General features: G+C 71.7%; 24 protein-coding genes. 8 read left to right on the forward strand and 16 right to left on the reverse strand.

The features are described 5' to 3' along the window. Positions 1–41 precede the first annotated feature (41 nt). Both AC3EO4_RS29445 and AC3EO4_RS29450 read left to right on the forward strand, forming a co-directional pair. Positions 42–1199: a CaiB/BaiF CoA transferase family protein gene (locus AC3EO4_RS29445; protein WP_379574095.1), complete on the forward strand. Its 1158-nt coding sequence runs from the start codon at positions 42–44 to the stop codon at positions 1197–1199. A 43-nt stretch (positions 1200–1242) separates the two neighbouring features. Next, a complete protein-coding gene (locus AC3EO4_RS29450; RefSeq protein WP_379574096.1) occupies positions 1243–2733 on the forward strand; it encodes a carboxyl transferase domain-containing protein in 1491 nt (496 codons plus the stop codon). On the opposite strand, the gene AC3EO4_RS29455 is transcribed toward AC3EO4_RS29450, so the two are convergent. The 8 genes from AC3EO4_RS29455 to AC3EO4_RS29490 all read right to left on the reverse strand — a co-directional run bounded on the left by AC3EO4_RS29455 (position 2730) and on the right by AC3EO4_RS29490 (position 9384). Further along, on the reverse strand, positions 2730–4571 hold the full coding sequence (locus AC3EO4_RS29455; protein ID WP_431898698.1) for a hypothetical protein: 1842 nt from the start codon (positions 4569–4571) through the stop codon (positions 2730–2732). The two genes, AC3EO4_RS29450 and AC3EO4_RS29455, sit on opposite strands and share 4 nt — an antisense overlap. Beyond that, a complete protein-coding gene (locus tag AC3EO4_RS29460; RefSeq protein ID WP_379574098.1) occupies positions 4568–5038 on the reverse strand; it encodes a sigma-70 family RNA polymerase sigma factor in 471 nt (156 codons plus the stop codon). Before AC3EO4_RS29460 ends, AC3EO4_RS29455 begins: the two co-directional genes overlap by 4 nt. A 14-nt stretch (positions 5039–5052) precedes the next feature. Further along, the gene (locus AC3EO4_RS29465; RefSeq protein ID WP_379574099.1) at positions 5053–5529 is read right to left on the reverse strand and encodes a hypothetical protein; all 477 of its coding nucleotides are present in this window, start codon (positions 5527–5529) and stop codon (positions 5053–5055) included. Between the two features lie 31 nt (positions 5530–5560). Beyond that, complete coding sequence (locus tag AC3EO4_RS29470) at positions 5561–5956, reverse strand: hypothetical protein (protein WP_431898699.1); 396 nt, start codon at positions 5954–5956, stop codon at positions 5561–5563. Beyond that, complete coding sequence (locus AC3EO4_RS29475) at positions 5953–6405, reverse strand: hypothetical protein (protein ID WP_379574101.1); 453 nt, start codon at positions 6403–6405, stop codon at positions 5953–5955. Before AC3EO4_RS29475 ends, AC3EO4_RS29470 begins: the two co-directional genes overlap by 4 nt. Positions 6406–6471: 66 nt before the next feature. Then, entirely contained in the window at positions 6472–7266 is a 795-nt protein-coding gene (locus tag AC3EO4_RS29480) for a carbon-nitrogen hydrolase family protein (RefSeq protein WP_431898700.1), read from the reverse strand. A gap of 10 nt (positions 7267–7276) precedes the next feature. After that, entirely contained in the window at positions 7277–7753 is a 477-nt protein-coding gene (locus AC3EO4_RS29485; RefSeq protein WP_379574103.1) for a hypothetical protein, read from the reverse strand. After that, positions 7750–9384: a RyR domain-containing protein gene (locus AC3EO4_RS29490; RefSeq protein WP_379574104.1), complete on the reverse strand. Its 1635-nt coding sequence runs from the start codon at positions 9382–9384 to the stop codon at positions 7750–7752. The genes AC3EO4_RS29485 and AC3EO4_RS29490 overlap by 4 nt, the downstream gene beginning before the upstream one ends. A 61-nt stretch (positions 9385–9445) precedes the next feature. Here AC3EO4_RS29490 and AC3EO4_RS29495 point away from each other — a divergent pair, with 61 nt between their 5' ends. Further along, entirely contained in the window at positions 9446–11380 is a 1935-nt protein-coding gene (locus tag AC3EO4_RS29495) for a hypothetical protein (protein ID WP_431898701.1), read from the forward strand. Here the strand turns inward: AC3EO4_RS29495 and AC3EO4_RS29500 are convergent. From AC3EO4_RS29500 to AC3EO4_RS29510, 3 genes are read right to left on the reverse strand one after another with little or no spacing between them, the layout of a single operon-like run. Further along, complete coding sequence (locus AC3EO4_RS29500) at positions 11316–12542, reverse strand: M20 metallopeptidase family protein (protein WP_379574106.1); 1227 nt, start codon at positions 12540–12542, stop codon at positions 11316–11318. The genes AC3EO4_RS29495 and AC3EO4_RS29500 overlap by 65 nt on opposite strands. After that, the gene (locus tag AC3EO4_RS29505; RefSeq protein WP_379574107.1) at positions 12539–13384 is read right to left on the reverse strand and encodes a DUF418 domain-containing protein; all 846 of its coding nucleotides are present in this window, start codon (positions 13382–13384) and stop codon (positions 12539–12541) included. The genes AC3EO4_RS29500 and AC3EO4_RS29505 overlap by 4 nt, the downstream gene beginning before the upstream one ends. After that, positions 13381–15312, reverse strand: a complete 1932-nt coding sequence (locus tag AC3EO4_RS29510; protein WP_379574108.1) for an alpha/beta hydrolase — start codon at positions 15310–15312, stop codon at positions 13381–13383. Before AC3EO4_RS29510 ends, AC3EO4_RS29505 begins: the two co-directional genes overlap by 4 nt. 26 nt (positions 15313–15338) lie before the next feature. Here AC3EO4_RS29510 and AC3EO4_RS29515 point away from each other — a divergent pair, with 26 nt between their 5' ends. Both AC3EO4_RS29515 and AC3EO4_RS29520 read left to right on the forward strand, forming a co-directional pair. Beyond that, entirely contained in the window at positions 15339–16505 is a 1167-nt protein-coding gene (locus AC3EO4_RS29515) for a pyridoxal phosphate-dependent aminotransferase (protein ID WP_379574109.1), read from the forward strand. An 18-nt stretch (positions 16506–16523) separates the two neighbouring features. Continuing rightward, positions 16524–17210, forward strand: coding sequence for an aspartate/glutamate racemase family protein (locus AC3EO4_RS29520; RefSeq protein WP_379574110.1), 687 nt, complete (start codon positions 16524–16526; stop codon positions 17208–17210). 78 nt (positions 17211–17288) lie between these two features. On the opposite strand, the gene AC3EO4_RS29525 is transcribed toward AC3EO4_RS29520, so the two are convergent. Then, positions 17289–18212: a LysR substrate-binding domain-containing protein gene (locus AC3EO4_RS29525; RefSeq protein WP_379574111.1), complete on the reverse strand. Its 924-nt coding sequence runs from the start codon at positions 18210–18212 to the stop codon at positions 17289–17291. A gap of 116 nt (positions 18213–18328) precedes the next feature. Here AC3EO4_RS29525 and AC3EO4_RS29530 point away from each other — a divergent pair, with 116 nt between their 5' ends. After that, positions 18329–18880: a peroxiredoxin gene (locus AC3EO4_RS29530; protein ID WP_379574112.1), complete on the forward strand. Its 552-nt coding sequence runs from the start codon at positions 18329–18331 to the stop codon at positions 18878–18880. A gap of 64 nt (positions 18881–18944) precedes the next feature. Next, positions 18945–19481: an alkylhydroperoxidase, AhpD family gene (ahpD, locus tag AC3EO4_RS29535; RefSeq protein ID WP_379574113.1), complete on the forward strand. Its 537-nt coding sequence runs from the start codon at positions 18945–18947 to the stop codon at positions 19479–19481. A gap of 127 nt (positions 19482–19608) precedes the next feature. Here ahpD and AC3EO4_RS29540 read toward each other — a convergent pair whose 3' ends face one another. The 3 genes from AC3EO4_RS29540 to AC3EO4_RS29550 are packed head-to-tail and all read right to left on the reverse strand — an operon-like array spanning position 19609 to position 22210. Further along, positions 19609–20271 carry a TMEM175 family protein gene (locus tag AC3EO4_RS29540; protein ID WP_431898702.1) on the reverse strand — a complete coding sequence of 221 codons (663 nt, stop codon included), beginning with the start codon at positions 20269–20271 and terminating at the stop codon, positions 19609–19611. A gap of 36 nt (positions 20272–20307) precedes the next feature. After that, positions 20308–20955 carry an alpha/beta fold hydrolase gene (locus AC3EO4_RS29545; RefSeq protein WP_431898703.1) on the reverse strand — a complete coding sequence of 216 codons (648 nt, stop codon included), beginning with the start codon at positions 20953–20955 and terminating at the stop codon, positions 20308–20310. Positions 20956–20965: 10 nt separating this feature from the next. After that, the gene (locus tag AC3EO4_RS29550; RefSeq protein WP_431898704.1) at positions 20966–22210 is read right to left on the reverse strand and encodes an alpha-hydroxy acid oxidase; all 1245 of its coding nucleotides are present in this window, start codon (positions 22208–22210) and stop codon (positions 20966–20968) included. Between the two features lie 393 nt (positions 22211–22603). Between AC3EO4_RS29550 and AC3EO4_RS29555 the strand changes: the two genes are divergently transcribed. Continuing rightward, positions 22604–23083 carry an SRPBCC family protein gene (locus AC3EO4_RS29555; RefSeq protein WP_379574117.1) on the forward strand — a complete coding sequence of 160 codons (480 nt, stop codon included), beginning with the start codon at positions 22604–22606 and terminating at the stop codon, positions 23081–23083. Here the strand turns inward: AC3EO4_RS29555 and AC3EO4_RS29560 are convergent. Further along, positions 23047–26187, reverse strand: coding sequence for an AfsR/SARP family transcriptional regulator (locus AC3EO4_RS29560; RefSeq protein ID WP_431898705.1), 3141 nt, complete (start codon positions 26185–26187; stop codon positions 23047–23049). The two genes, AC3EO4_RS29555 and AC3EO4_RS29560, sit on opposite strands and share 37 nt — an antisense overlap. Positions 26188–26264: the final 77 nt, after the last annotated feature.

The following is a 26264-nucleotide window of genomic DNA, read 5'->3' on the forward strand; positions in this document are numbered from 1 at the left end:
GGTAAGGCCATAAGCTCGGCGACCACCACTGGAGGTTGATCTTGCGCGGACCCCTTGGCGACATCGTCGTCCTCGACCTCTCGCGGGCTCTGGCGGGCCCGCACGCCGCCCAGATGCTCGGTGACCTCGGCGCCAAGGTGATCAAGGTCGAGCATCCCGAGGGCGGCGACGAGTCACGCGGCTGGGGGCCGCCGTTCGCCGGCCCCGACCACGACATCTCCACCTACTTCCTGGCGGCCAACCGCAACAAGCAGTCCATCGCGGTCGACCTGAAGTCCGAGGAGGGCAGGCGGCTCATCGAGCGCCTCGTCCGGCAGAGCGACGTCCTGATCGAGAACTTCCGCACCGGCGTGCTCGACAGGCTCGGCTTCCCCGTCGAGCGCCTGCACGAGCTCAACCCCCGCCTGGTGGTGCTGTCCATCACGGGCTTCGGCCACGACGGCCCGGAGGGCGGCAGGCCGGGCTACGACCAGATCGCCCAGGGCGAGGCGGGCCTCATGTCGCTGACCGGCCCCTCGCCCGACGCGCCGTACCGGGTGGGCGCCTCCATCGCCGACCTGCTGGCAGGCATCCACGGCGCCTACGGCGTGGTCGCCGCCCTCTACGAGCGTGAGCGCACCGGAAAGGGCGAGGTGGTGCGCACCTCGCTGCTGGCCGCGGTGACGGGCGTGCACTCCTACCACGGCACCGCGTGGACGGTCGGCGGGCAGGTGCCCGTCGCGGGCGGCAACCACCACGCCTCCATCGCGCCCTACGGCGCCTTCCACTGCGCCGACGGGATGCTCCAGATCGCCGCCGCCAACGACGTCCAGTGGCGCAAGGTGGCCGCCTTGCTGGACATCGACCCCGATGACGCGAAGTATGCGACGAACAGGCAGAGGTTCGCGCACAGGGATGAGCTGATCGGCGAGATGGAGAAGGCACTGGCCCGCCACGACCGGGCGCACTGGCTGGCCGCGCTGGCCGAGCTCGGCGTACCCGCCGGCGCCATCCGCACACTCGACGAGGTCTACGCATGGGAGCAGACCCGCTCCCAGGGGCTGGTGGTCGAGGTGGACCATCCCGTGCTCGGCCCTATCGAGCTGCCGGGGCCTCCGCTGCGCTTCGACGGCGCCGAGCCCTTCGAGCACAGCCCGCCGCCCGCCCTCGGACAGGACGGCGAAGCCGTACTTTCCTGGTTGGCGGAACGGGAACGGTGACCGGCGCGTCAACATTGCAGCACTCGACGACAGCAGGGGAGCAGTGGTGAGCCGGCCGGACGCGCGCACTCTCATCGAGACGGTCCTCGACCGGGGATCGTGGAAGTCGTGGGACACGCCGCCCGCCGACCCTGCCCAGCCCGGCTCCTCCTACGCCGAGGAGCTGGCCGCCGCCCGCGCCAAGAGCGGCTACGACGAGTCGGTGATCACCGGTGAGGGGTCCGTCGACGGGCACAGGGTGGCCATCGTGGCCTGCGAGTTCTCCTTCATGGCGGGCTCCATCGGGGTGGCCGCGGCCGAGCGGCTCGTGCTGGCGGTCGAGCGGGCCACCAGGGAGGGGCTGCCACTGCTCGCCTCGCCCGCCTCCGGCGGCACCCGCATGCAGGAGGGCGCGCTCGCCTTCACCCAGATGGTCAAGATCACGGCGGCGGTGCAGCTGCACCGCGAGGCGGGCCTGCCGTACATCGTCTACCTGCGTCACCCGACCACCGGCGGCGTCTTCGCCAGCTGGGGCTCGCTCGGGCACGTGACCGCGGCCGAGCCGGGGGCGCTCATCGGCTTCCTCGGGCCCAGGGTGTTCGAGTCGCTGCACGGCTACGCCTTCCCCGAGGGCGTCCAGGTGGCCGAGAACCTGTTCACGCACGGCCTGGTCGACGCCGTCGTCACGGCGCAGGAGGCGCGCGCCATCGCGATCAGGGCGCTGACCGTCCTCACCGCGGGCCGCGGCGGGCTGGTGAAGGGGACGGCGCCGGAGGAGGACCTGCGCCCCGTCGAGGCGTGGGACGCCATCACCCGCTCGCGCCGCGACGATCGTCCCGGCATCCGCACCCTGCTCAAGCTGGCCGCCACCGATGTCACCCCGCTGAACGGCACCGGCGAGGGCGAGGCCGATCCCGGCCTGCTGCTGGCCCTGGCCAGGTTCGGCAGCGCCCCTGCCGTCGTCCTCGGCCAGGACCGGCGCACGCAGCGCGCGACGGGGCCGTTCGGGCCGGCGGGGCTGCGCGTGGCCAGGCGGGGCATGCGCCTGGCCGCCGAGCTCGGCCTGCCGCTGGTCACCGTGATCGACACGGCCGGCGCCGCCCTGTCCAAGGCGGCCGAGGAAGGCGGGCTGGCCGCCGAGATCGCCCGCTCGCTAACCGATCTGGTCATGCTCGACGCGCCGACCGTGTGCCTGCTGCTCGGCGAGGGGGCGGGCGGCGGCGCGCTGGCCCTGCTGCCCGCCGACAGGGTGCTTGCGGCCCAGCATGCCTGGCTGTCGCCGCTGCCGCCCGAGGGCGCGTCGGCGATCCTGTACCGCAGCGTCGACTTCGCGCCCGAGATCGCCCAGGCGCAGGGCGTGCGCGCCACCGACCTGCGTCGCGACGGGATCGTGGACCGGGTCATCCCCGAGCGGCCCGACGCCGCCTACGAGCCGAGGGCCTTCTGCGAACGGGTGGCTCGGGCGCTGGAGTTCGAGATCGCGGGGCTGCTGGAAACGCCCCAGGCGGACAGGTTGCCTGCCCGCCTGGCGCGCTACCGCTCTCTCGGGATCTAGCGCCGCCAGATCTCCTTGCCGGCGGCGTCGTAGCCGACGACGTCGGCGTCCGGGTTGGAGTTCGTCGAGCGTGCGGAGAACAGGGTGAGACCGAGACCCCACGGGTCGGCCGTCAGGGTCGCGGTCACACGGGAGCCGTCGTCGTAGACCAACTCGACCTTGGCCGTCTTCACGACCGCGTATCCGGCGAGGAAGCCGCTCCTGAACTCGTAGGTGGCATCGTCGATCTTGTGCTTCTCGGTGATGAAGCGCCCGTTGTCCGTCCAGATGATCAGGCAGCCGTCCTGGTGGGTCAAGGTGGCCCAGGTCCCCAGCGCGGCGGCCTGTCCGACGGGCGGGGAGACCGAGCACTTGTCAGGCGCGCTGCCGCCGACCGTGGCGACCGTGTCCTGCTCGGCGTTCCGCAGGGCGAACCTCTCCGACCCGCTGCGGTTGGGGACGACCCAGATCTTCAGCGGCGCCCCCGAGGGCGCGTACACCGAGCCGCGAGTGCCGGACGTCACCGCCTCCACCTGGGTGACCTCGGATCCCGCCACGCCGATCGCGCTCTTGCCGAGATCGGGCAGGCGCTCGGCGTCTCCGGCCGCGACCGGCTGGAAGGCGTCGCAGGTGGTCTTCTCGCCCGCGACCGAGCGGCACAGCCCGTCCCAGGTCCTGCCGTCGGCGAGCGTCACCTTGCTGAACCACACCTTCGCCTCGCCGATGGTGACGACCTCGCCGATCGGCGGGTGCGGGTCCCAGGCCGGCTTGTCGGCGGGGTGGTCCTCGCGCCACAGCTCCTTGCCCGAGGAGTCGTAGCCGACGAGGGCGAAGCCCTCCAGGTAGAGGTCGCCGGAGACGGGCTCCTCACCGGCGAACAGCCGCACACCGATCTTCCACGGGTCCTGCTTGACCGCCGCCCTGAGCACCTTGCCGTCCTTGCGGACCAGTTCCACCTTCGCGGTGGCCGGGCGGGCGATGCCGAACCAGCGACCGCCGTTGACCCGCAGCTCGACGTCCATCGGCTTTCCGCCCATGTCGCGCATCAGGTCCTTGGCCCTGACCAGGTTCAGCCCCAGCTCGCGACCGTCGAGGGTCCAGATGAGCGTCCTGTCGGGCGTGCTGTAGGGCCGCACGCTCAGGTCGGCGAGATCCGTCGCGGCGCCCGCGGGCCTGCCCTGCTCGGCCTCGGGCGGCATCGCGACGGTTCTGGCGACCCGCGACAGGAGCCTGCCGTCGGCGGCGGCGAACTCGTAGGCGGTGACCTGGTCCGTGGCAGGGAAGACGACCGTCCAGATCTTGAAGGGCGCGCCGGCAGGCCGGCGAACGGCTCCGGTGACGCGCGTCCCCTTCTTGGTCACCGCCGTCACCGTGGCCACGTCCGGGCGTGCGCCGCCGTAGTCGAGCACGCTCTCGCGCGGCGGGACGGACTGTGTCGTCCCCTCGAACCAGCCGGCGCTCTTCATCGCCTGGGCCCCGACGTTGCCGCCGCAGCTGGTCTGGGTGGCGTCGCCCGCGTACTGCACGGCATGGCAGAAGACGACCAGGCCCCTGTGATCGGTGGCGTACCACAGCCGCATCGGCCGGTTCTCGGCCGGGTTGTCGATGACCAGCTCCCGGCCCACCGGGACCGGATTCGGCGGCGGACCGGTGACCGTCTGCCTGTCCAGGCCCCCGTTGAGCAGGACGGGCACGAGCACGGCCACCAGGGCGACCGGCAGGGCCGCCAGGATGACGGGCCAGGCCCACCGGCGGCGTCCGGCCCGCTGCTGGACCTTCATCCAGGCCGTCGGGCTTGCCTCGTAGGTGGCCGCGCGGGCGTCGAGTGCGGCGCGCAGCCGCTCTTCCAGGTCGTTCACAGCATCCCCCTCAGCGCCGCCATGCCCCTGCTGGCGTGTGTCTTGACCGAACCGGGCGACACGCCCATGGCATCGGCGATCTCTCGTTCGGACAGGTCGAGCCAGTAGCGCAGGATCAGCGCCTCCCGCTGGCGGCGCGGCAACGTGTCGAGGGCGGCCAGCAGCTCGCGGTGCTCCTCGGCGACGATGACGGCGTGCTCGCTGCTGCGGGCGTGCTCGGGAGGGTCGGGACGGCGTAGCCGGGTGATGCGCAGGTGCCGCAGCCGGTTGCGGGTCAGGTTGCAGACGGTCGCGCGCAGGTAGCCGAGCGCTGCCGCGTCGTCCCGCAGGCGGCGGGAGTGCAGCCTGGCGAACGCCTCCTGCGCGATGTCCTCGGGGTCGTCCGCGCCCAGCAGACCCGCCAGCCGTACCAGGGACTGGTACTGGGCGGCGAACAACTCCGCGAAGGTCGGAGCGGTGGGCGCCATGGTGGGTGTTTCCATCACATACCAGAGACACTCGCGGTGGCGACGGGTTGACCGGATCCGTCGACGAATTCGAAGGCGCGCACGGTCGCGCCGTGGACGGTCACCGTCCAGATGGCCAGGGGCGCCCCCTCCGGCCGGTGGACGGTGCCGTCGACCCTGATTCCTTCGGCCGTCACCGCGCGCACGCCCGCGACTCCGCTCCTCGCGGCGCCGTAGTACAGGTCGTCCTCGCGGGCCTCGGCCCACGCGGGCTCGGGGCGGTCGGACAGGTCGTGGCCGCAGGAGGCGGGCCCGCACAGCCGCACGTCGCCGTCCTCGTCGGTGGTGCGGGCGAACCACAGCCGCACCGGCGGGTCCGACACGGACAGCACCTCGCCGATCGGCGCCTTTCCCTGCATGACCCGCTGGTAGATCTCGGAGGTCTCGGACGCCCCGCCGCACGCCACGAGGGCGAGCGGCACGAGGGCGAGCATCCATCGCATGTTGTTCAAGACACCTTCGACCCGGCCCAGGGTGACAGGGTCAGTCGACGGGAAGGCGCTCCACCCGGATCGAGAAGACCTCCTCGCGCGGCACGACCACTTCGTAGGCCCCATGGTCGACCATCCAGTAGCCGAGCGCCTCCGCTTTCATGCCGCTGTGTCCCGTGTAGGCGATGTGGAGGCCGTCGTCGTCCTCGTCGAGGACGACGCAGGGCTCGCCGCCGAACGCGCCGACCGTGCGCACGAGCACCAGCCACTCCAGTTCGGAGCGCTCCACGGTGCGGCGCCAGTAGCCCGAGCCCGCCTCGAAGCCCTCCAGCTCCTCCTCGCTGAACAGGACGACCTCGTCGCTGTCAGGCCCGATCGCCGCCGGATGGGTGCGGCCCCTGTGACGGGCGACGAACCCCGACGCCACGGGAACGATCGCGTCGTTCATGTGGACGGCCGCCAGGTCAGCCCGTCGTAGGCGGCGAAGGGCCGCTCGCCCCTGTCGCCCACGTGCACGATCTCGGCTCCCGCGGGGATGGGCATCGGGGTGGTGTGGAACTGCGGCACCACGTGCTCGCGGGAGGTGGTGAACCCGTTGCCGGCGAACGGCGGCGCGTCGCTCCAGTCGCCGCCCATGTGCGGCCCGTACGGCACCGCGTAGGTGTCGACGTCACGCGCGTACCACCGCATGACGTACAGCTCGGGCACCTCCGCGCTCAGCTCCGATCCCTCGAAGGACAGGTCGAGCCCCAGGAATAACGCGCGCGGCGTGGTCAGCCGCACGCAGTCCTGCACGCGGTAGACGTAGCCGGAGATGACCGTGCGCTTTCCCGAGAGGTAGGGCACGAGCAGCCGAGGCGGCACCACCTTCTGCATCTGTGTCCTACGCTCGTTCACGGCACCACTTTACGATCTCTTGGCCACTCCGATTGAGGAACCCCGCCAATCGGAGCGACTCCCAGGTCACGGCAGTCTCGCCACGCCCAGCACCCTGTGCTCCAGGCACGGCAGCGTGGCGCGGGCGGAGGCGGTCAGCTCGGGGTCGAGGTCGACCACCTGCACCACCGGTGCGCTACCCAGATCGGCGCGGACCACGCCCAGCGGGTCGACCAGCATGCTGCGCCCGACCCCGAACCCGTCGCCGGACTCGGCGGGGTTGGGCGCCTGACCGACGGCGGCGGTCCACATCGTGTTCTCCAGCGCCCTGGCCCGCACGAGAGTGATCCAGTGGTCCTCCTTGAGCGGTCCCGAGCCCCATGCCGCGATGACGGCGAACATGTCGGCGCCCCTGTCGACGAGCGCTCTGGCCAGCTCGGGGAAGCGCAGGTCGTAGCAGGTGACCAGGCCGACGCGCAGCCCCGCGACCTCGACCACGGTCGGTTCTGAGCCGGGCGCGACGAGCTCCGACTCGCGCGACCCGAAGGAGTCGAACAGGTGGATCTTCCGGTAGGCGGCCAGGACGGCGCCCGAGGCGTCGAGCGCCACCGCGGTGTTGTGGACGCGGCCGTCTCCCGGCTCGAAGACGCCGGCGATCACCGCGACGCCGTGCTCGCGGGCCGCCTCGGCCAGGCCTGTGACGAACGGGCCGTCCAGCGGCTCAGCCAGGTCGGTGATCCGCTTGCCGTACCTGGTGAGGGTGGCTTCGGGGAAGATCGCGAGGTCGGCGCCCTCGGCCTTGGCGATGGCCTCCCTGGCCCGCTTGAGGTTGACCACGGGGTCGGGGGAGACGGGCAGCTGGCAGAGCGCGATTCTCGTCACGCCCTCGAGCCTATGCCCGGCTGGAACCCGGCGGCCAGATCACCCGCACGGGCATCCCCGCCCGGACGGCCATGGCCACCACCTCGGCGGTGCCGCCGCGCCCGCGTGGCACCGCGCCGTCCCACACCGCGACGAGCTCGTCGGCCTCGGCCAGCATGGCTTCGGCCGCGGCGAGGTAGGCGGGCACCCCGGCCTCGTCGAAGGGCAGTTCGAGGACGTGCGCGGCCTTGCCGAGCAGCATGTCGTAGGTGTGGCGGGCGTCGGCGGGCAGGCTCTCCCTGTAGTGGTGGGCGGGCAGGACGGCGCGCAGCTCGCCGCCGGCCGCGATCGTCTCGGCGGCGAAGATCTGATCGGTTCCCTCGGCCAGGCACGACACGCCGACCAGGTCGGGGCCGGCGTCCGCCAGCGCCTCGCGCAGCGCCTGGCTGACCAGCTCCACGGTGTGCGGCGTCAGCTCGCGGTGCCCTGTCACGGCGAACCTCGTCATCGGGTCCTCACCACCTGGAAACCGGCCAGTGCCAGGATGCCGGGAAGGTTCCTGACCGTGTCCCGGTCCTTCTCCTTCGCCGATGCTGACAAAGTGGACCAATCTCCTATGTCGGGATGCGTCTTGTTCTCATCATCCCTCAACGGTCCGTGGGACCAGCCGCGGCTCACCATCATCCGTACCCAGCGCACGTGCTCCATCTCCGCGAGGAGCTCGATCTCCCCCTCGGTGAAGGCGAAGCCGAGGTCGGGGTCGACACGCGGGCCGAGCGCGCAACCGACCTCCTTCAGCTTCCTGCCGATGTCCTCGGCCAGCAGCCTGTTGGACTCGCGCTTGCTCTCCTCCAGTTCCTCCCAGGGCACCAGCGAAGGGTTGAGCGCGAACCGCGCGCCCCTGCCGCGCTGGTCGGCCAGATAGTGGTTGTGGGCCGCCTTGGCGAGGGTCTCCACCAGGTCCTCGGAGATCAGCGCGGGATCACCGGCCGCATCCGTGACGGGGAAGACCCTGAGCGCGCCGTCCAGCCCCTCCAGCAGGCTGGAGTCGAAGGCCGCCGCGTGGTCGACGCGGACGACCAGCGAGCCTGGGCCGCCGCCCCACAGGCGCAGCGACGTGAGCGCCACCTTCAGCGCGAGGTCCTGGTCGGGGTAGCAGACGTAGACGCGGCGCGAGGCCTGCGGCAGCATCTCGGGCAGGCTCACCTGCTCCGGCTCCAGGTCGATCGCCTCGAGATCGCAGGCCGTCAGCAGCAGGTCGTGCCTGGCGCACAGGGCCGCCACGGTGCTCGTCGCGGCCGCGTCGACGACGGTGACAGGAAGGGGGCCGGAGTCCGGCGCGTGCAGGCGCCAGTGCCTGGCCAGTTCCAGCAGCAGTGTCCTGCCGAAGGTGCCGAGGCCGATGAGCATGACGGGGTCGGCCGTGGTGGGCGGGTCGTTCTGCAGCAGCACGCGGGCCGCGAGCGTGTCGGGGTTGAAGAAGTCCAGGTGCAGCCCCGTCGGCCTGGTCAGCCCCAGTCGCCTGGCGCGCAGCGCCGCGCACATGTCGGGGTCGGAGATGAGCCCGTAGGCGGCAAGCGGGCGGGTCTTCGGCCTCGGCATGGCGTGCGCGGCCAGCGCGATCGCGGTGTTGGTCGCGCTGTCGCTCTCGCAGGCGTACAGGACGGCCGCGCGCTCGATGCCTGCGGCGCGCAGCACGGAGGGATCGCGCGGGTCGCCCTCGACGTGCAGGACTCCCCGGTCGGCGTTGGGCGTGGGGGCGATCTGCACCACGCCGCGGCCGGCCGTACGCAGGCGCCTGGTCAGCACGCCCGCGATCGGCCCCGTGCCGCAGACGACCGCGTGGCCGCGCGAGCCGCGGGCGCGCAGGCGGCGGATCTCGGTCGAGAACAGCAGCAGCAGACCGGCGACCAGGGCGTAGATCGTGGCGGCGGGGGCGGTGAAGCGGGCCACCTCCAGCGCCCACCCCAACGGCTCGTGGTCGACGTCGAAAGGCGCGGGGTCCAGGACGAACAACTGGAGGGAGTAGTAGACCAGGTCGAAGGCGGAGGCACCCGGCTGGAGGTAGGCGGCGAAACCCACCAGGCCGAGAACGAAAGACGCGACCACCAGTACGGCAAAAGACAGCCGCAATGCCATTCCGTCACGATATTTTCGCCCTCTTTGAAAGTCCAGTCGTCTGTCGTGTATTCATGTCTGCATGGACCCCGTCAATGCATTTCTCGCCTGGTCCACCGAGGCTGAGGGATCCGAATCCGTCATCAGGGCGGTCCAGTCGGTGAAGGGACAGCTGGCCGAGCGCCACTACGACGTCTACGACTGGAGCGAGCAGCCCCACAGCCGCAACATCGGCATCGAGATCCAGGAGCAGATCCGCAGGTCGGACATTCTCATCCTGGAAGGAAGTACGGTTCGCCCCAATCTGGCATTTGAAGTCGGATTTGCGCGGGCGCTGGATTTGCCTGTCGTCGTCATCAAGCAGGAGGGCACCCACGAACTGCCGGAAGACTTCGGCGCTCCCCGATACCTCAACTATCCGAGTGCCGGCAGCGACGCGGGATTCGGGAAATTCGAGACCGATTTCGGCAGGTTGCTCGACCGGCTGGAGATGGAGTCGCTCAGCCCTGGCCACCGCGCGCTGCGCCGCAAGCTGACCCAGCTGCACGGCGGCCTGCAGTCCGTGCTCGGCAACCACGACTCCGACCACCCGCAGCTCCACCTGCGCAGCGGCTGGCTGGAGGCGCTGGCCTCCGAGGTGCGCAACTCGGGCCCTTCCAACCTCGTCACCGACGCCGACTACTACTCCCACTGCTTCGCCGAGCTGCGCGACTGGAACGACGGGCCGATCAGGGCCATCGCCGACCTGACCGACAACACCGAGACGTTCTGGCAGACCGACCTCGAGCACCCCGAGCTGATGAGTTCCCAGGTCACCGAACGGATCTTCCTCATCGACTGGCGGCTGTTCTTCCAGGGCGAGGCCGAGCTGTCACGGCACATGTCCATGTGGCGCGACCACATCGGCAGCCTGTCGGGCAGCGGCTACGAGATCTACGTGGCCGCCGTCGACGACGTGGGGCTCGGCGTGCGCCACCCGTTCGGCGACACCGCCGTCGGCGCCCACCTGCTGCTGCTCAACCCCGACTGCATCGGCGGCTACCGGCGCAGGCTGGAGAGCGACTTCGGCGAGCGCCGCATGCTCCACATCGAGCGCGACCGCCACCGCTTCAACCTGGCCACCCGCTACTACGAGGCGGTCAAGGCGCGGGCGGTGCGCTTCGACCCCAACCACGACTTCCACACGCTCAAGCGCGAATGGCTGCGCAAGCTGGAGATCGGCAGGTGGGACGAGCACTGGACGCTGCGCACCGAGCACCGCTCGCCGGCCTACTTCGACCGCTACGACCAGCACATCCGCACCTGGATCCCGATGTACGACGACCTGATCCAGGACTGCTCGGCCACCGTCGCCAGCGAGATCCTGCGCATCTTCCAGGAGATCGACATGTCGGTCTCCGTGCTGGAGATCGGATACGGCACCGGCAGCCTCACCGCGGCGATCGTCCCGTGGATCCGCACCCTGTGCGAGCCGTTCGAGCAACTCGGCCAGCTCTACCCGGTCGACAGCTACCGTGCCATGGACCGCGCGGTGCAGATGCGCAAACTCGCCCACAGGAAGATCGGAGACGACCTCAACCGCTGGGTCCGCCTGCTGAACAAGACCGCCTGGGACGACGTCGAGGACCACATCACCTACAACGTCATCTTCGGCTCGCTCGTCACCCACTTCCTGCTCGGCCAGAGCCCCACCGAGGAGTCCGTCGACTGCTTCTTCGCCGAGTGCGCCAAACGCCTCGAACCCGGCGGCAGCCTCGTCTTCTCCGACTGCTTCGCCCCCGAGGAGGACAGGGAGCGGCAGGCGGCGGTGACCGCGTGGCGCACCTGGATGATCGACAACGGGCTCTCCGAGGGATACGCGGAGGCCTACCTGGCGGGCAACCAGGACATGGTCAACGCGGTCTCCGTCGCCCGCCTGGCGGCCGGCGCCGAGCGCCACGGACTGCGCCTGGTCAAGGAGAAGCTGGTCGGCTCCACGCAGATGTTCCGCCTGCTGGTGTTCCGCTCCGCACGCTGAGCGCGGCGGCGTAGGCCAGCGCCTGCGCACGCGCGCACGCGGCCACCGCCTCGTCGGGCGGCAGGAAGCGCGGATCGTGCAGCCCGGCGTGGGCGAAGCCGGGCGCGCCGTTCAGCCCGACGAACGCCATCAGCGTGGGCCGCGCGGTGCCGTAGTGGGCGAAGTCGTCGCCGCCGCAGGAATGCCAGGCGGGCGCGAGGGCGAACCCGGCCGCCGCGGCCCTGCGCCTGGCGGCCTCGGCCAGCGCCGGGTCGTTGACCAGCGGCGGCTCGCTCTTGGTGAAGGTCAGCCGCGCCGTGCACCCGTGCGCGGCGGCCACGTGCTCGGCGCACTCCCTGACGGCCAGCCGCAGCTCGCGCTGGTCGGCCGCGTCCAGCGCGCGAACGGTGACCAGGGCGTGGCCGGCGCCGGGGATGACGTTCTCGGCCGTGCCCGCGTGGACGGCCCCGACCGTGAGCGTCGCGCCGTGAACCGGGTCGACGCGCCGCCCCACCAGTCCGTGCAGCGCCACCACGAGATGCGAGAGCGCCAGCACCGGGTCCCTCGTGCGGTGCGGGTAGGCGGCGTGCCCGCCGCGCCCTTCGACATCGATCCTGATCGCGTCGGCGGCCGCGTTGACCGTGCCCGGATCGGCGCCGATCGACCCCCACGGCAGGTCGGGGTGGACGTGCACGGCGACCACCGACTCCACCGCCTCCGCCTCCAGCTCGCCGTCGCGCAGCAGCGCCACCGCGCCCGAGGGATGCCGCTCCTCGCACGGCTGGAAGATCGCCACCAGCGGCGCAGGCAGCGCCGTCTTGCGGGCCGCCCGCACCAGCGCGACGAGCGCGGCCAGATGGACGTCGTGGCCGCAGGCGTGCATGTGGCCGTTGGCCGACGCGTACGCCGCCCCCGTCCGCTCGGTCATCGGCAGCCCGTCCAGCTCGGCCCTGACGCCGATCGCGGGCTCGCCGCCCGCGCCGCCCGCGCCGCCCGCGCCGACCCTCACGATCATCCCGGTGCCCGCCACGACCCTGTGCGGCAGCGGCAGATGCTCGGCGATGATCGCGCAGGTCTCCGCCTCGGCGCCGCCCAGTTCGGGTACGGCATGCAGCCGGTGACGGAGGCGGATCGCGTCGGGCAGCTCGTCGTCCAGCAGGCGGAGCAAGGCGCTTGGCGTCACGAACGGAGTATGGGCTTGTTCTCCACGCGTTTCCACCAGGTGAGCACGCGCCAGGCCCATTCGAGCGGGCCGTACCTGAACCTGGACAGCCACCACCAGCTGAACAGCAGCTGCGCGGCCAGTGTCACGGCCACCACCGGGAGCACGGGCCACCGCATCGGGGCGGTCAGCGCGATGACGACGGTGCCCGAGACGTAGTTGGTCAGCGCCATCCTGCCCATCGGCTCCAGCCACCGCGGCCGCAGGTACAGCACCAGCGTGGAGTAGGCGGCGGCGCCCGCGAGGGCCGCCGTCACGTAGATCCACCACTGTTCGGTTCGCGGGTAGGCCCAGGTGAGCACCGCGGAGACGGCCGCCGACGCCACGAAGCCCGGCAGCAGCCATCGGCGTCCCAGCCGCAGCTCCATCAGGGCCATGCCGATCAGGAAGAGCCCGGGGATGATCAGGATGCCGCCGCCCATCCAGGTGCCCCACGCGATCGCCGCCACCCCGAGCGCCAGGATCGGCCAGCCGCCGGACAGGAACGAGGCGGGCAGCAGCACGCCGATTCCGAACAGCGCGTAGTCGGTCAGCACCTCTCCCGGATACCAGGTGTGCTGGACCAGCCCGAACACCAGCAGCCACAGCAGCCTGCGCAGCAGCACCCACCGGGTGGCGCCCTGCAGCACGAGCACGAAGCTGATGCCGAACAGCAGGGAGAAGATCGGGTAGAAGCGTCCCTGGAAGAACGTCTCGACCCACCAGTCGCTCTCCGGCCCCTCAGCGTGCTGCCAGGTGTTGACCAGCATGATCCCGCACACCGCGAAACCGCGGAGCGCGTCGAGCTCTCTGATGCGTGTCACAGGAACCAGGACCACCACCACACGAGGAGGCCGGCCGCGATCACGGTGGCCAGGATGTTGGGGATTGTACGGGCTCGTAGCAGAGCGGCCACCGTGAGAACGGCCGAGCCGGCCGCGACCCAGCCGTAGGCCTCGAGCGTGTGCGGCACCCCGACGGCCAGCGCGGTCTCGTTCTCCTTCATCAGCCCCCACACCGCGTCGGCCGCCAGGCCGACGAAGGCCACGCCGGCCAGCCCGGCGAACGCGGTCAGCGCCCTGCCTCTGAGCGCGCCGCCGACGAGCTGAGCCAGGCTCGCCAGCGCGAACAACGCGAGCGGCACGGCCAGCCACGGGGAGGTCAGCGCCTGGTACGGCGCGCCGGTGACGTGAAGGTCGCCGGGTCGCACGGAGGTGAAGCCGCGCTGCGAAGGGTCGCACGGCTGCTTCCAGCCCACAGGGTCGGCGACGAACGCGGCGATGGTGCGGGCGCCGCACGCCGTCGACAGGAACACCGCGTGGCCGACTCCGGCGAACTCCACGAAGCGGGCGTTGGGCAACCTCTCCGCCGCCGGTCTGGCGGTGCGGGCGGGCGTGGTCGGATCGTACTGGCCGCCGAGTACGAGCACGGGCGCCTTCGTCGTGGCCTTCGTGGGCGTGGAGGCCGGCAGCTTCCATGCCGCGCACACCTCCTTGTCGGAGGTCACCGTGAACAGGCGTGACCGTTCGGGGAAGTCGGCCTCGTCCTGGCACTGGACCGCGTGGTAGAGCCCGAACTCGTGGGAGGCGAGACCGGGCCCCACCTGGTCGGCCAGCGGCCGCAGCAGTTCGTCGTGCCCCTCGGCCAGGGCGTCGACCAGCGCGGGGGCCACCGCGATCACGCTCGCGTCGTGCAGGCCCTCGGCGAGCACCGTCGCCACGTCGTCGCCGGTCAGCCTGGCGGTGAACGCCCTGCCCGTCAGCGGGTCGGTGGCGGGCACCAGCGCGGGACGCGCGTTCAACCGCTTCACCATCGCCTCGAACCTGTCGCCGACGCCCAGGGCGGCCACGGTGTCGGCCAGGTTCCGGTCGGCCTCTCCGTACCAGGAGACGTCCTGCGGCAGGAAGGAGTCGAGCACCACCGCGCTCACACCCTCGGGGTCGGCCGCGGCGGCGTCCACCATCACCCTGGTGGAGTAGCTGACCCCGAACAGGTTCCACCTGGCGTAGCCGAGCGCCTTACGCAGGTCGACGACGTCGGCCGCGATCTCCTTGGTGGTGTAGCCGCGCAGGTCGACGCCCTGCTCCTCGTGCCTCCTGCGGCAGTCGAGCGCGCCCTTCGCGACGTCGGCCCTGGGGGCGCGCAGCCTGTCGAGCATGGCCGAGACGGTCTCGGGGCAGCCGAGCGTGGGCTTGGAGTACCTGCTGCCGCGCTGTTCCAGCGTGACGACGTCGCGGTCGGGGAAGATCGACGCCAGGAAGCCGGTGAGCTGGATCGAGGCCGAGGCGGGACCACCGCTCGTGTAGACGACGGGGTCGCCCGCGGGGTTCCTCGCCCGGTGGACGGCGAAGCCCACTCTGATCGTTTTTGCCCGGTCGCCGTCCCGCCTTTCGGGTACCACCAGGAAGCCGCACCTGGTCCCTGGGGGCATGGGGACGGGGCACGCCCGCTCCTCGACAGGACCGGCCCCGACCCCCGACCCGTTCCCGGCCCCCGACTCGTTCCCGGCCCCGACCCCCGACTCGTTCCCGGGTCCGGTCCCGTTCCCGGGCCCGGTCGACCAGCTCTCGACGCTGGTCCCGGTCCGGCGCTCGGGTCCGGTCCCGACACCGGTCCGGCGCTCGGCTCCGGCGCTGGTCCCGAGCTCGGCACCGGCGGGGGCGGCGACGACGGGTTCGTTGACCCATCCGGCGGTGGGGAGGGCGCTCGGAGCGGACACGAGCGCGACGGCGAGAGCGACCCGGGTGATCACGCCCTCGAGACTAATAGTGTGGTCCTGTGAACGATCCCCTTGTTTCCCGAATGCGACAGTTCGGCACCACGATCTTCGCCGAGATGAGCGCGCTGGCCGTACGGACCGGTTCGATCAATCTGGGGCAGGGGTTTCCCGACACCGACGGCCCGCCCGCGATGCTCGACCGCGCGGTGGAGGCCATCAGGTCGGGCGCCAACCAGTACCCGCCGGGGCCGGGGGTGCCCGAGCTGCGGCAGGCCGTGGCCGAGCACCGGCGGCGGCACTACGACCTCGCCTACGATCCCGACGGTGAGGTGCTGGTCACCGTGGGCGCCACCGAGGCGATCGCGGCCTCGGTGCTGGCACTGTGCGAGCCGGGCGACGAGGTGATCGCCTTCGAGCCCTACTACGACTCCTACGCCGCCTCCATCGCGCTGGCCGGGGCCAGGCTGGTCGCGGTCACCCTGCGGCCCGAGCGGGGGCGCTTCACCTTCGACCCCGACGAGCTGCGCGCCGCTGTCACGCCGCGCACCAGGGCGATCCTGGTCAACTCGCCGCACAACCCGACGGGCACCGTGTTCACCGCCGAGGAACTGGCCTGTATCGCCGAGCTGTGCCAGGAGCGCGACCTGGTGGCGATCACCGACGAGGTGTACGAGCACCTGACCTTCGACGGCGTCGCGCACATCCCCATGGCCACGCTGCCGGGCATGCGCGAGCGGACCGTGATGATCGCCTCGGCGGGCAAGACGTTCTCGGTGACGGGATGGAAGACGGGCTGGGTGTGCGCTCCGCCCGAGCTGGTGCGGGCCGTTCAGACCGTCAAGCAGTTCCTGACCTTCACGGCCAACGGGCCGTGGCAGCTCGCCGTGGCGTACGGCCTGCGCGAGGAACTGGACTGGGTCGCGGGCCTGCGCGAAGGCCTCGAGGGCAAGCGCGACAGGCTGATGAGCGGGCTGGCGGCGGCGGGGTTCGAGGTGCTGAAGCCGTCCGGGACGTACTTCGTGCAGACCGACATCAGGCCGCTGGGCTTCACCGACGGCCTGGAGCTGACCAGGCGGCTGCCCGAACTGGCCGGAGTGGTGGCGATCCCGACGCAGGTCTTCTACGACCACCCCGACAGGGGCCGGCACTTCGTCAGGTTCGCCTTCTGCAAGAAGGACGAGGTCATCGACGAGGCGGTGACCAGGCTCAAGCGGCTCGGACAATAGTGGTATACCGTTGCGCGCATGGAGATCCTCGTGGTCAACCCCAACCGCGTCGACGGCTGCACCCTGCTGATCCACGAGGCCGCGCGCGCCGCCGCCGCGCCGGGCACCACCGTCACCACGCTCGCGCCGCGCCGCGGGCCCGCCGAGCTGACCGGGCACTGTGAGGTGCTGTTCAGCGCGGTCGGCGTCCTCGAACTGATCGCGGAGACGCCCGCCGACGCGGTGGTGATGGCGGGGTTCGGCGAGCCGGGCAAGGAGGCCGCGCAGGAGCTCACCGCCGCGCCCGTCCTCGACATCACCGAGTGCGGGCCGCTGCTGGCCCGCACGCTCGGCGCGCGGTTCACGATCGTCACCTCCACCGCCGCGGCCGCGCCGATCGTCGAGGACCGCCTGCGGACGCTGCGGCTCGACGCGGCCTGCGCCGGCGTCCTGGCCTCGGGCCTGGGCGTGCCCGACCTGGTCGACCACCGCGAGGAGGCGGTGACAGCGGTCGCCGACACCGCGCGACGCGCGGCCACCGAGGTGGTCGTGCTGGGCTGTGGCGGCATGGCGGGCATGGCGGCGGACGTCGCCGCGGCCACCGGGCTGGTCGTCGTGGACGGTGTGAGCGCCGCCGTCAAGATGGCCGAGTCGCTGGGCGCGCTCGGCCTCGCCCCTGGATTGACCCCGCGCCCGCCCGTCACCGGCTGGCCGTTCACCACCTAACCGGTACCGGTCCAAGGTGGTGCCGGTCCAAGGTGGTGCCCCCAGCCGGTGCCGTTCGAGCCGGTGCCGGGCTCCAGGTCAGGCGACCACCTTCACCGGCAGCTTCCGCTGCCTCACCGCGCTCCGCACCGCCTTGGCGAGCTGCGCGTACTCCGCGGCCCGCGCCGAGCTGGCCCGGTAGGCCATGCCGATCGTCCTGCCAGGCGCCGGATCGGCGAACCTGCGCAGCGCCAGCCGTACTCTCTTGCCCGTCTCCACCGGCACCGCCGACTCCGGCAGCAGCGTCACCCCGAGGCCGCCCGCCACCAGCTGCACCAGCGTCGGCAGGCTGGTGGCGTAGGTGGTCGCGGTGGCCCGCGCGCCCACCTCCCTGCACACGTCGATCGCCTGCTCCCGCAGGCAGTGGCCCTGGTTCAGCAGCACGATGTCGAGACCCTTCAGCGCCGACCTGCGCAGCGGCGTCTCCTCGACGGCCAGCGGATGGCCCTCGGGGACGGCCAGCAGGAATTCCTCGTCGTAGAGCGGCTCCTCCACCAGCCCGCTCGTCTCGGTCGGCAGGGCCAGCAGCACCAGGTCGAGCCTGCCCTCCCTCACCTCCTCGACGATCGTCTCGGTCTTGGCCTCGTGCACGGTGAGTTTCAGCTTCGGGAAGCGCCTGGCGAACATCGGCAGCAGCGCGGGCAGCACGTACGGCGCGACCGTCGGGATCACGCCCAGGTGCGCGGGCCCGCTGAACGGCTCGCGGTTGCGCGCCACCTCGCCGACCAGGTCGTCGACCGCCGCCAGCACCCGCGTGGCGTGCGCGGCCACCCGCTCGCCCGCGGGTGTCAGCAGCACTCTTCTGGTGGTCCTTTCGAGCAGCTGTGTGTCGAGGATCTCCTCCAGCGCGGAGACCGACCCCGACAGCGCGGGCTGGCTCATCCTGAGCGCGGTGGCGGCCTCCCTGAAGTGGAGATGGTCGGCTACAGCGAGGAATGCCCGCAGTTGAGCGAGGGTGGGCATGGGCTCACTGATAGGAATCACCTCTCAGATTGGTCCGACTGCTCGATTTCTCGGATCAATGGTAGGTGCGGCAACCTGGAGGCACTGACAACGACGTCCTACAAGGAGACATCCACGTGCTCACCGTTGGTGACAAGTTCCCCGAGTACGAGCTCACCGCCTGCGTCGACCTGGACCCCGAGAAGGCGTTCACGGAGATCAACCACAAGACCTACGAGGGCAAGTGGCGCGTGGTGTTCTTCTGGCCGAAGGACTTCACCTTCGTGTGCCCCACCGAGATCGCCGAGTTCGGCCGGCTCAACGAGGACTTCGCCGACCGTGACGCGCAGGTGCTCGGCGTCTCCGTCGACTCGGAGTTCGTCCACCACGCGTGGCGCAAGGACCACGAGGACCTGCGCGACCTGCCGTTCCCGATGCTGAGCGACATCAAGCGCGAGCTGTCGTCGGAGCTCGGCATCCTCGGCGAGGACGGCGTCGCCCAGCGCGCCACCTTCATCGTGGACCCGAACAACGAGATCCAGTTCACGATGGTGACGGCGGGTTCGGTCGGCCGCAACGTCAAGGAGGTCCTGCGGGTCCTCGACGCCCTGCAGTCCGACGAGCTGTGCCCCTGCAACTGGAACAAGGGCGAGAAGGGCCTCGACGCGAAGGCCCTGCTGGGCGCATGAGCGAGCGAACCGAGCGCGGGGAGCACGGCCGGCCGATGACCGTGCGAGCGGCGAGGGAGCAGGCATGAGCATCGACAACCTGAAGGCCGCGCTGCCCGACTACGCCAAGGACACCAAGCTCAACCTGGGCTCGGTCACGACGACGTCGTCGCTGACCGACCAGCAGCTGTGGGGCGCGGTCCTGGCGTGCGCGCTGGCCACCAGGTCGGCCCGGGTCATCGCCGAGGTGGCGGGCGAGGCCGCCGCCGCCCTGTCGGCCGAGGCGTTCAAGGCGGCCAAGGCCGCCGCCTCGATCATGGCGATGAACAACGTCTACTACCGCGCCACCCACCTGATCGGCGACGAGCAGTACGGCACGATGCCGGCCAGGCTGCGCATGACCGTCATCGGCAACCCGGGTGTCGACAAGGTCGACTTCGAGCTGTGGTGCCTGGCGGTCTCCGCGATCAACGGCTGTGGGCGCTGCCTGGAGTCGCACGAGCAGGTGCTGCGCGGCTCCGGCATGCCGCGTGAGCAGATCCAGGAGGCGCTGCGGATCGCGGCCGTCGTCAACGCGACGGCCGCGACCCTGGAGGCCGAGGCCGCCCTCGTGACGGTCTGACCCGCCTTCCCTGCACAGGGCGTGACCCGCCTTCCCAGCACAGGGCGTGACCCGCCTTCCCAGCACAGGACGTGATCCGCCTTTGCTGCACAGGGCGTGATCCGCCTTCCGCGCGCAAGGGCGTCCCTCAGCCGAGGGACGCCCTTCGGCTTTCACGGCCCCGCCGCAGGCGCATGCCGTACAGGATGGCCAGGGCCAGCAGCGGGGTGGCCAGCCACAGCAGGGTGACGCCGTCGCCGAGCGGGAAGGCCAGCATCGCGCTGACCGCCCACAGGACGCCGATGCCCCAGTTGATCGCGGCCGCGGTGCTCATGCGCGTGGTGCTGGCGCCGACGGCGTACAGGCCCTGCCTCAGGGTGAGCGTGTAGAGCAGGCCCTGGCACAGCATGAGCACCGCTTCGGTGCCGCCGAACAGCGCCACCGCGATGGACCTGGCGTCCGTCGGCAGCTCCTCCAGGGCGAACAGACCGGTCGCGTACGGCAGGAAGGCCGAGAACAGCAGCAGCGGGATGTGCACCGCCAGCACCGCCTGCGACACCCGCGCGAGCTGGTCGAACAGTGTGTGGTGGGCACGCCAGTTGAACCACAGCATCAGGAAGGCCAGCGCGAACCCGGCGAAGGCGCCGGCGTGCTCGCTCAGGAAGTGCCCGAGGTCGGCGAGTTGCTCCGGTTCCTCGGGTCGCGGGATCTCCAGAGCGAGCAAGGTGATGGCGATGGCGAAGATCGCGTCGGTGAACACGCCGACGCGTTCCGCGCTCAGCCCGGGGCGCGGCTTGTCGTCACCGGTCATGAACTATCTCCTCTTGAGGGGGGAGGAGATAGTTTGTCAGCCCTCGAGGAACTCCTCGACCGCCGCCGTGAACTCCTTCGGCGCCGCCGAGTGGATCAGGTGCCCCGCGTCGATGGTGACGAGCTTCGCGCCCGGGATCAGCTCGGCGAGCGGCGCGGCGTCGACGTGACTGGAAGGACCGCCCGACAGCACCAGCGTGGGCGCTGTGACGCGCTTCAGACCCTCCGCCCACGCCGGATCGGGGGAGACGATCTGGCGTTCGGTCTCGACCATCATGGGGGAGTCGTCCTCCAGCGGCGGCCTGTCGATCGGCAGTGGCGCAGGAGGGTCCTCCAGGATCAGGACCGAGACCAGGTCGGGGTGGTTCATGGCCAGGTGGTAGGCCACCGCGCCGCCGAGCGAGTGTCCGATCAGCACCGCCTGCTCCACGCCGAGCGCTCTGAGCAGCGCCACGATGTCCTCGGCCATGTCGGGCAGCGCGTACGTGGCCGGATGCCCGCTCGCGCCGTGGCCGCGCAGGTCGGGAGCGACCACGTGGAAGCGCTCGGCGAAGCGGCGGGTGTAGAGGTTCCAGTGGTTGTGGTCGGCGGTACGGCCGTGCAGCAGGACCATCGTGGGCGAGGCGGGATCGCCCTCCTCCCGGTAGGCGAGGTCGATGCCGTTGACGTGTGCGGTGCGAATCACGTCCGTGAGGCTACCGCCCGTTCCACGCGCGCAGGGAGGCGTGCTCCCCGCCCACGTCCTCCATGCGCGGCACGCCGAGAAGCCGCAGGGTGCGCGTGGCCTCCTGGTGCAGGATGCCGAGGGCCCGCCGTACACCTCGCTCGCCGCCGGCCATCAGGCCGTAGAGGTAGGCCCGCCCCACCATCCCCGCCGACGCGCCCAGCGCCCGCGCGGCCACGAGGTCGGCGCCCGAGCAGATGCCGGTGTCGACCATCACCTCGGCCCGCCCGCCGACGGCCGCCACGACGTGGGGCAGGAGTTCGAGCGGGACCGGCGCCCTGTCGAGCTGGCGGCCGCCGTGGTTGGACACGACGACGGCGTCCGCGCCGCGCTCGACCACCGCCACGGCGTCCTCGACGCACTGGACTCCCTTGACGACCAGCTTTCCCGGCCACGTCTCCCTGAGCCATGCGAGGTCCTTCATGGTCACCCCGGGGTCGAACATCCGCCGGGCGAGTTCCTCGGCCGTTCCGTTCCACGACGCCATCGAGGCGAACTCCAGCGGCCTGGTCGTCAGCAGGTTGAACCACCAGGACGGGTGCAGAGACATGTCGGCCAGCGTGCGCGGCGACAGCGAGGGCGGGATCGTCAGGCCGTTGCGCACGTCTCGCATGCGGGCCCCGCCGACGGGCGTGTCCACCGTCAGGATCAGCGTCTCGACGTTCGCCGCGATCGCCCGTTCGACGAGCCGCGCGCTCGCGTCCCTGTCCCGCCACAGATAGAGCTGGAACCATGTGCGAGCGGCGGGGACCGCGCGCACGAGGTCCTCGATCGACGTCGTGCCCATCGTCGACAGCACGTAGGGGACGCCGGCGTCGGCGGCGGCGCGGGCCACGGCGATCTCGCCTTCGTGGTGCATCATCCGGGTGAAGCCGGTCGGTGCGAGGACCAGCGGAAGCGCGCTGTGCCTGCCGAGGACGCCGACCGACGGGTCGACCGTGCCGACGTCCCTGAGGACGCGCGGGTGGAACTCGACGGCGCGGAAGGCGTCCCTCGCGCGGCCGATGCCGATCTCGTCCTCGGCCGCGCCGTCGACGTAGTCGAAGACCGAGCGCGGCACCCGCCGGCGGGCCACGGCCCGCAGGTCCGCGATCGTGTGGGCCCTGGACAGCCGGCGCTCGACCGCGTCGGCGATGAACGGCCTGCCCCGCAGCAGGGGCCGGATCTCGGACCAGCGTGGGAGCCGCCGCGACGCGCCGCCGCCGGCGCTTGTCATGGGCACCTCCGCATCGGCCGGGCGCGTCCTCGGGTGGCCCTGGTCGCTACCGGCCTGGGCCTTCGAAAGGGCGGTTGTCACGGGACCTTCGCGTCAGCAGGCAGATCGCGGACAGTCCCGCGAGGGCGAGCAAGGCTTGGATCAGCACGATCCAGGCGATCATGAAGGCTCCCAACCGAGTGACGGATATCTCTTAAGACTGTTTACAGTACGGAGCTCCCGCACGGAAGGGATGAATCCACTAATAAACCCCCAAAGCGGGATCTTTACCCTTTTAGGGGTGGTTGTTCACCCCGCGGGATCCGGCCTTAAGGACACCAGAAGGCATCCGTAAGGGCCGCAGGGCACGGTGGATCTCGTCGAAAGCGATCCACGACCCCTGAGAGGGCAGCCATGACGCAGACCGCCGAGTACGAGATCATCCGCCGGTTCGCCGCGCACCCCGCGGACGTGTACGCCGCCTGGACCCGCCCGGAGCGCTTCGCCCGCTGGTTCGGCCCGCGCGTCTTCACCACCCCGGCCGACCGGATCGTGCTGGACGTCCGCCCCGGCGGCGCCTGGCGGGCCACGCTGGTCGGCGAGGAGGGCTTCGAGGTGACGCTGCACGGGGTCTACCGCGAGGTCGCCGGTCCTGGACGGCTCGTCTTCACCACCGGCGACCCCGACAACCCCGGCGAGGGACCCGCCTCGGTGGTCACCCTCACGCTGGAGGAGCACGAGGGCGGCACGGCGATGCGGTTCCACCAGTTCGGGGTCAACACCGACGAGGAGCACGCCGAACAGGCCAAGCAGGGCTGGCTGGAGTTCTTCGACCGGCTGGCCGAGCACCTCGCGGGTCAGGCCACGTCGTCGAAGGTCAGCTCCCGGCCGTGAGCGAAGGCGGCGGCGAACGCCTCCTCGCCCAGCGCGTCAACGGCCCTGCCGGTGATCCGCCGCAGCTCCTCCTCCTCCGAGGGACTGGCAGGCGTACGGTGCGACACCCTGGCCTCGGCGGCCAGCCCCAGCAGCCTGGCGCACTCCTCGGGCGCCGACGCGGCGGCCAGACCCTCGACCGTGAACGCCGCCGTCCTGGGGTCGCCGATCCGCCTGGCCGCGGCGAACGCCTCCATGAACAGCTCGCGCGCACCTGCGGCATCGCCGCGCAGCTCATGCACGAAGCCCAGCTCGGCCAGGGTGGAGGGCAGGAACAGCGGCGGCTCGCCGTCCCTCGGGACGCCGTCCAGCAGGTGCTCGAGGTGCTCCAGCGCCACATCGAGCAGGCCCGCGCGGCGGGCGGCGAAGCCGCACCCCATCCTGGCGAAGATCTGCCCCTCCCTGTAGCCCTGCCCCGTGGCAAGCAGGAGCGCCTCACCGCAGCGCTCCATGGCCGTGGCGTGGTCGCCGGTGTTCATGGCCGACCAGCCCAGCCACGACAGCCGCCGCACCGCCTCGGGCCACAGCCCGAGTTCCTCGGCCATGCGCAGGTCCTCGGTGAACAGCCGGACGACCTGCTCGTTGTCGCCGCGGATCTCGGCCAGGCCGCCGAGCCACTCGGTGGCCTGCAGCAGCCCCCAGCGGTCGCCGAGCTCGCGGAAGAGCCTCTCGCTCTCGCCGCCGTCGCGCTGCAGGGACTCCAGGTCGCGGACGGTGAACGCGTCGCGGGCGTGCCTGCTCAGCGCGGCCGCCTCGCCCCACCGGTCACCGACCTCCCGGAAGGTGGCGAGCGCCTGGTCGACCAGCGGCCGGGCGGACGCCAGATCGGCCAGGCTCAGCGAGACGAACCACTGCGCCATCGCACGGTCGCCGGGATCAGCGATGTCGAGGGCCCGCTCCCAGTCGACCTCGTCGCCGAGCAGCAGCGCGAACCCCGCGTGCCAGGCCCGCGCCCTGGCCAGGTCGGCGGCCACCGATCCGTCAGACGCGCAGGGCCCGGCGCTCGTGTCGGAAGCGGCGGCCCCGTCGGGCTCCGCGCTCACGGCAGGCGCGGCGCTCACGGCAGGCGCGGCGGCCAGAGCGGTCTCCAGGGCACGCAGGCCCTCACCCAGCCTGCCGCGCAGGAACCAGTACCACGCCAGGGCGTTGGCCAACCGCAGCGCTCCGGCCCGCGGGGCAGCGCCGAGGGCGGCCCGCAGGTTCGCGGACTCGGCGTCCAGCAGCCGCAGCCAGCGCGCCTGCTCGGACCCCCGCAGGTACGGCGCGGCGCGGACGGCGAGCTCCACGTAGTAGCCGGCGTGCGCCTGCCGTACCCGCTCGGTCTCGCCCGCGTCGTCCAGCCTGTGCAGGCAGTAGGCGGCCACCGACTCCAGTAGCCGGTAACGGACGCCCGCGGGCCCGTCCACGAGCACCACCAGCGAGCGGTCGACCAGCCGCGCCAGCGTGTCGAGCACGTCGATCCCCGCTTCGGCGCAGACTGTCTCCGCCGCGTCCAGCGTGCACCCGTCGGCGTGGACGGCCAGGCGGCGCAGCACGACGCGCTCGGAGTCGGTGAGCAGCGTCCAGCTCCAGTCGATCATCGCCATCAACGTCTGCTGCCGCGCAGGAGCCCCGCGCTGGAAGCCCGCCAGGAGCCTGAACCTGTCGTCCAGCCTGGCCACGAGCTCGTGGACGCCGAGCGACCTGACACGGGTGGCGGCCAGCTCGAGCGCAAGCGGGAGGCCGTCGAGCCTCCGGCAGAGCTGCGCGACCGCCTCGGCGTTGCCGGCGTCGAGCGCGAACCCGCGAGCCGACGCGCTCGCCCTGGCCATGAACAGTCGCACGGCGTCGGCCTTGGCCACCGTGAGCAGCTCCGACCCCTCCGGCAGCCGCAGCGGGGGCACGCTCCACAGCACCTCGCCCGCCACGTTCAACGGTTCGCGGCTGGTCACCAGGATCCGCAGCCCCGGCGCGGAACGCAGCAGCGTGCCGGCGAGCAGGGCCGCCTGCTCGATCACGTGCTCGCAGTTGTCGAGCACCAGCAGCATCCGCCTGTCCCGCAGCGCTTCGGCGAGGCGTTCCATGGCGCCCGCCGAGTCCGCCCTGATGTCGAGCGCGGCGAGCACGGCGTCGGCCAGCGACGGCGTGCGCCGGTCGTAGGGCGCCAGCTCGACCAGCCACGCGCCGTCGGGATGCGCTTCCACCAGCCGGCGCGCGGTCTCCACAGCCAGGCTCGTCTTCCCCACGCCTCCCGAACCGGTGAGCGTGACGAGCCTGCCGCCGTCCTCCAGCAGGGCGCGAACCTCGGCCACGGCCTCGTCGCGCCCGATCAGGCCGCCGACCGCGGCGGGCAGGTTGGTCGCGGGGCGCTCCGCCCTGCCGCTCAGCGCGGGGTCCTGCCGCAGGATCCCCTCGTACAGCCGGGCCAGCTCGGGCGAGGGGTCCAGGCCCAGCTCGTCGGCCAGCCGCTCCCTCAACTCGGCGTAGCTGGCCAGCGCCTCGCTCTGCCGTCCCGCTCGGTAGAGCGCCTTCATGTGGACGGCGCGCAACCGCTCCCTGAGCGGGTGCTCGGCCACGAGCGCGGCCAGCTCGACCGGCTCGCCCGCCGCCAGCCGTACCTCCGAGAGCCCCTCGATCGCGGCCAGCCGCGCCTCCTCCAGGCGGGCGATCACCGGGCGGAGGAACTCCGCGTCGGCGAAGTCCGCGTAGGCCGATCCACGCCACAGCTCCAGCGCCTCGGCCGGCTCCGCCTTGTCCACCAACCGTGCGAAGCGGGTGGCGTCCACGCGCTCGGGGTCGACCAGCAGTGCGTAGCCGGGCGCGCGGGAGACCACCAGGTCCCGCCCGCCGGGCTCGGCGTCCTCGAGGGCGCGGCGCAGTTGCGAGACCCGCACCTGCAGGGCCGCCGAGGCGTTGGCGGGCGGTTCGTCGCCCCACAGATCGTCGACGAGCCGGTCGGCGGACACGACCCGCCCCTCGTGGGCGAGCAGGTCGGCGAGCAGGGCGCGCACCTTCAGCCCGGGGATCGGCACGACCTCGCCGGAGTCGGTCCACACCGTCACAGGGCCCAGCACACCAAAGCGCATGGGACCGACCCTAGAGGCACGGCCCCCGCCATGCCGAGGGGCCCATCATGGGCAAAGGTTGCCAATGAACGGCCTCC

It is taken from the genome of Nonomuraea sp. bgisy101 (assembly GCF_057708945.1).

Bases quoted from the DNA above. Each gene is read 5' to 3' on its own strand.
- AC3EO4_RS29460 (WP_379574098.1), bottom strand. From the start codon at position 5,038: ATGGCGCCCACCGCTCCGACCTTCGCGGAGTTGTTCGCCGCCCAGTAC.
- AC3EO4_RS29470 (WP_431898699.1), bottom strand. From the start codon at position 5,956: ATGAACGACGCGATCGTTCCCGTGGCGTCGGGGTTCGTCGCCCGTCAC.
- AC3EO4_RS29485 (WP_379574103.1), bottom strand. From the start codon at position 7,753: ATGACGAGGTTCGCCGTGACAGGGCACCGCGAGCTGACGCCGCACACC.
- AC3EO4_RS29490 (WP_379574104.1), bottom strand. From the start codon at position 9,384: ATGGCATTGCGGCTGTCTTTTGCCGTACTGGTGGTCGCGTCTTTCGTT.
- AC3EO4_RS29495 (WP_431898701.1), top strand. From the start codon at position 9,446: ATGGACCCCGTCAATGCATTTCTCGCCTGGTCCACCGAGGCTGAGGGA.
- AC3EO4_RS29520 (WP_379574110.1), top strand. From the start codon at position 16,524: ATGGAGATCCTCGTGGTCAACCCCAACCGCGTCGACGGCTGCACCCTG.
- AC3EO4_RS29525 (WP_379574111.1), bottom strand. From the start codon at position 18,212: ATGCCCACCCTCGCTCAACTGCGGGCATTCCTCGCTGTAGCCGACCAT.
- ahpD (WP_379574113.1), top strand. From the start codon at position 18,945: ATGAGCATCGACAACCTGAAGGCCGCGCTGCCCGACTACGCCAAGGAC.
- AC3EO4_RS29540 (WP_431898702.1), bottom strand. From the start codon at position 20,271: ATGACCGGTGACGACAAGCCGCGCCCCGGGCTGAGCGCGGAACGCGTC.
- AC3EO4_RS29550 (WP_431898704.1), bottom strand. From the start codon at position 22,210: ATGACAAGCGCCGGCGGCGGCGCGTCGCGGCGGCTCCCACGCTGGTCC.
- AC3EO4_RS29555 (WP_379574117.1), top strand. From the start codon at position 22,604: ATGACGCAGACCGCCGAGTACGAGATCATCCGCCGGTTCGCCGCGCAC.
- AC3EO4_RS29560 (WP_431898705.1), bottom strand. From the start codon at position 26,187: ATGCGCTTTGGTGTGCTGGGCCCTGTGACGGTGTGGACCGACTCCGGC.